The organism is Frankia sp. CeRuru1 (assembly GCF_977966315.1).
Map to the genome: position 1 here is coordinate 1 of NZ_CDWWEW010000446.1, position 3,888 is coordinate 3,888.

Here is a 3,888-nt window from a genome sequence, read left to right on the forward strand (position 1 = left end):
GTCCCCGCGCGATCCCGCACGCCCCGACCCAGCCCCTCCGTGGTCCGGTAATTCACTCCTCAGTCACTCCACGGAGCTGTCGATTCCCTCGCTGCCCAAGTCGAGAACGCCGTAACCGACAACGCTGCGCGAGACGCTCAGCTTGACCGTCACGATCAAGCCATCACGCTGCTCGCGGATCGTACGGGCGTACAGCTTCAGTACGAGTAGCTCGCTCGGCCGATGCGATCTTCAAGCGTTCCCGCGTGATCCTCTCCTCTGCCATGGCGGCGTACGCGGGGTTGATCTCGATGCCGACCCAGTCCCTGCCGTGGCGTTCTGCGGCTACCGCGACCGTGCCTGCGCCCAGGAACGGATCGAGTACGATGCCCGGCCGGTAGTCGGCCTGGCAGTCACAGACAGGGCCCAGGACGGCAGGTGCTGCACCGTGCGGGTTCTGGCGAGTCGAGGCGCGGCGCCACGGCTCGCCGCACCGTTCGCACACTCGTTCGGGAACGCTTGCCAGCAGCGGACGCTCGACGAGGGAGAGCGGGAAGGTGGCGAAGTGCGCTTCCCGATAGCCGGCTGTGGCCAGGTGCCAGACGTCGCCAGGGTTCTTGCCTTGTGGATGACCAGCAATCCCCAGGGTCTTCAGTCGACCCAGCCCGGTGTTGCGCTGTGTCCGTCTGGTCTGACGGATGGTAGCAACCGCCGATTCTGGCGGGTAGACGCGCCCGGCCGCCCGGCCTTGCGCGGCGAACTGGCCAGTTGCATGAGGTACTCGGATGGCATCGAGATCGAAGAAGTAGTGCCGGCTCCGGGTGAAGAGGTAGATCACTTCATGCGTGGTGTTCAGGCGATCGGTCACGCTCGTCGGCATGGGGTTGGTCTTGGCCCAGATGACCTTGTTACGTAGCATCCACCCGTCGGCAATCAGCGTCAGGGCCAGGCGCTCCGGCCCGAGTAACAGGCTCTTCATCGGCGCGCCCTCGCGAGCGTGGCGGGCGTAGCCGTCGCCGAGGTTCAGCCAGACGACGCCGGCGGGCTTGAGTACCCGTGCGACCATGGTCATGACGGTCCGCAGGTCATCGACCCACTGGTTGACGTCGGGTTCCAGTCCGAGCTGCCCGGTGGCGCCGTAGTCGCGGAGGCCGTAGTAGGGCGGGCTGGTGATCACTGTGTCGACTGAGGTAGGTGGTAGCTCGGCCAGTCGATCGCGGACGTCTCCGACGAGGATGGTGCCGAGCCAGGGCGCTGCCCTGTCCGCACCCGTCATAGGCGTCCCCCGCCGCGACCGTTGGCCTGGTCGCACAGATCTAGCTCATCCGGCTCGTCGTCACTCTCCGCATCTTTGACTACTTTGAGTAGCCAACGGAGGTCGTCGAGCAGACCAAGATTTTTGGAGTAGTGCCGGAGAAGCTCCACTCGTTTGGCGGGGGTCTGTCCTTTACGGGCAGGCCCCTGACCAGGCCCGAAGCTTCCGCCCTTCACGATCCCGCCGCCGTTGGTTCCGGTGGTGAGGACAGGGTGAGGACAAACCGTTGTGCGCGGGATCGCGGCGGCCACCGTCTCCGCCGCCTGCTGGCTGGTCGACCGCAACAGATGCGCGTACAGGTTCCCGGTGACTGACGTCGAAGAGTGACCGACGACCTTCGAGGCGATCGTGATGTCGACTCCCGCAGACAGCATGATCGAAACCGAGCTGTGGCGGAGGTCGTGGAGCCGCTTGGGGGAAAGCAGTTCCTCGCCGATCTCGTCGCCCGCAGCCAGGGCCGCGGGTAGGGGTTCGGCGAGATGCAGCACCGACCGAGCGCCCCGGCTCAACTCCCGGGAAATCAGCTCCCGATCCTCAACCGTCAACTGCTCCCGCCGGCCCATCCACCATCCAGGCCCTCGACGCCGTCACGATCATCCTATCGAGGCGTCGCTACGACCGTTTGACCCCGCCCCTGATAGCACCTTCTCGCGGGTGTCCCCGTTACCGTTGCAGCCGACGCGAACCATGATCACCAGGATACGGCGGGCGGCTCCCTGGTGGTACCGTGCACCCGATTCAGGGAAGGGAGTGCGGCGGCGGCCATCGCGGCTCCGTAGCGCTCGGCCCCCGCGCTGAACACTGGGCAGGGGATCATCACGGGTACGGTCACCGGGCAGAAGTGGACGTGGTCGGGTCCGCGGACGACCACGGTGCCGTCCGGTCGGCAGGGCTCACCGGCCTGGCAGGGCAGCCGGTCGCTCCACCGTCCGCGCATGGTGACCGCAAGGTCGGCGAAGACGACTTCCGTGCCGTCGTGCGCCGCGGCGATCGCCCGCCACATCCGGTCGAGGTCGGTCATCCCGTCCGCGCGGACGGGCTGGTCGGGCCGGGGTGGCGCCACCACGAGACGGACCTGTACCCCGGCCTCGCGTAACAACCGGACGGCGGCACCGGTGTCGGCGGGGTAGGCCGTCGCGACGTCGCGTCCCCGCATGCACGCCGATATCGTGTTTCCGGAGAAGGCCAGCACGGCGACCGTCGGCCGCCAGGCGCGGATCTGGACATCGACATCGGCGAGCCAGTCGCAGGGCGCGGTCCCACCGAAGGTACGTACCAGAACCTGCGCGCCGCCCTCTGTCGCGAGCCGGCTGAACGTCTCCCGGGCCTCCCAGGCCAGCGAGTCGCCCCAGAGCACGATCCGAGCCGGCGCCGGGCGTGCGGTGTCGGTGATCCGGCCGCCCCAGCCGGCCCATACCTTGCCGGGACCGAGTACCGGCAGTGCCAGCAGGAGCAGTGCCAGCAGGAGCAGCGTTAGCAGGAGCAGCGCCAGCAGGAGAAGGAAGGCGGCTGGTGGGAGGACGACGGCGAGCACGCCGCCGCGGTCCTTGCGACCGGGCGGTCGAGGCCTGCCGGGCCACTGGTTCCGGACGGCATCCGGAACCGGTGGATTCACGGTCGGGGTGCTGCGGGCCGACGGTGACATCGGATTCCGGTCTCCCTCACCGCCGGTCCGGTTGGGCTGTCTCGGCTGGCCGGGCTGGTTCGGGCACGGCCAGGGAAGAGGCCGTCGACGGATCGGCCGGTGGCCTGGCGTGTTCGGTCAGGCCGATCCGCTCCTGCAGGCGACGCAGCGGTCCCGGCGCCCACCACGCGATCGGCGCGACGAGCCGGAGTACCGAGGGCACCAGCAGGCCGCGCACCACGTAGGCGTCGAGCAGCACCGCCAGCGCGAGGCCCAGCCCGAGCAGCTTCAGGGCGGCGACCGACGAGGTCGTGAAGCCCGCGAAGACGACGGCGAGCAGCAGGGCCGCGAAGGTCACGATCCGTCCGGTGTGGCCGAGCGCCGTCGCCACCGAGCCGATCGGGTCGCCGGTCCGGTCGTACTCCTCTCTGACCCTGGAGAGCAGGAACACGCCGTAGTCCATGGACACGCCGAAGGCCACGCAGAACACGAGCACCGGGATGCCGGCGGGCAGGCTGCCGGTCGCGGTGACGTCCAACAGGCCGGCGAGATGACCGTCCTGGAAGATCCACACGAGTGGCCCGAAGACCGCCGCCATCGTGAGCATGTTCAGCGCCAGCGCGGACAGCGGTACGACGATGGAACCGAGCATGAGGAACAACGCGACGAAGGTAACCAGCGCGATTACCGCGCCGGCCAGCGGGGCTCGGGAGGCGATTGCGTCGATCGTGTCGACCCGCTCGGCCGCCTGGCCGCCGACGAGGGCCGGGAACGGCGCCGGGACCGCACGCAGGCCGCGTACCAGCCGGGTGCCTTCGGCGGAGATCGGTTCGACGGCCGGAACCACCGATAGATAGACGGCATCCGCGACGGCCTGGCGTGGGCGCGCCGCGGGCGTCGCCCCACCCAGCCGCCGGCCGTCCAGGTAGCTGCCGTCCGGGGCGTCCACCCGGGCCACTCCGTCAACGCG

4 protein-coding genes are annotated in these 3,888 nt (G+C 69.0%); all 4 read right to left on the reverse strand.

The genetic code is table 11. The annotated features are described in order from the left end of the window. Nucleotides 1–163 precede the first annotated feature (163 nt). Nucleotides 164–1,255: a DNA-methyltransferase gene (locus tag AC08OP_RS22310; protein ID WP_476615966.1), complete on the reverse strand. Its 1,092-nt coding sequence runs from the start codon at nucleotides 1,253–1,255 to the stop codon at nucleotides 164–166. After that, nucleotides 1,252–1,857, reverse strand: a complete 606-nt coding sequence (locus AC08OP_RS22315; RefSeq protein WP_476615967.1) for a tyrosine-type recombinase/integrase — start codon at nucleotides 1,855–1,857, stop codon at nucleotides 1,252–1,254. The genes AC08OP_RS22310 and AC08OP_RS22315 overlap by 4 nt, the downstream gene beginning before the upstream one ends. A gap of 128 nt (nucleotides 1,858–1,985) precedes the next feature. Then, nucleotides 1,986–2,828 carry an SGNH/GDSL hydrolase family protein gene (locus AC08OP_RS22320; protein WP_476615968.1) on the reverse strand — a complete coding sequence of 281 codons (843 nt, stop codon included), beginning with the start codon at nucleotides 2,826–2,828 and terminating at the stop codon, nucleotides 1,986–1,988. 127 nt (nucleotides 2,829–2,955) lie between these two features. Then, on the reverse strand, nucleotides 2,956–3,888 hold a 933-nt coding region (locus AC08OP_RS22325), incomplete at its 5' end, for an MMPL family transporter (protein WP_476615969.1).